The sequence below is a fragment of the Nocardioides guangzhouensis genome (assembly GCF_004519545.1).
Taxonomy (GTDB): Bacteria; Actinomycetota; Actinomycetes; order Propionibacteriales; family Nocardioidaceae; genus Nocardioides; species Nocardioides guangzhouensis.
Genome location: NZ_SDKM01000165.1, coordinates 1 through 314, shown reverse-complemented (window position 1 = coordinate 314; position 314 = coordinate 1). Strand labels below are relative to the sequence as shown.

Below are 314 nucleotides of genomic sequence, written 5' to 3'. Positions count from 1 at the left end.
CGAGCCCTCCCGATCCGTAGGCGATGAGCACGGCGAAGGCCCCCGCGACGAATGCGCCGAGATAGGGAACGTAGCTGGTGACGAACGAGACCAGCGCGATTGTCCCCACGAGAGGCACGCCCAGGACCACGGCGCCGATCGCGACCACAGCCGCGTTGGCCGCGCCGATGATCGTCAGCCCGGTCGCGTACCCACGAAAGGCGCTCACCGTTCCGTCGAGAATGCTGCGCCCGACCTCTGAGGGAAGGCCGACATGGCCGGACGCCCAGGTCGTGATCTGTGACCAGTCCTTCAACAGGAACAGCAGCATGAAG

General features: G+C 66.2%; 1 protein-coding gene. It reads right to left on the bottom strand.

Translation table 11 applies throughout. From position 1 onward, the window contains the following. Nucleotides 1-314, bottom strand: a 314-nt coding sequence (locus EKO23_RS24955) for an AI-2E family transporter (protein WP_134721289.1), incomplete at both ends; no start/stop codon positions are given.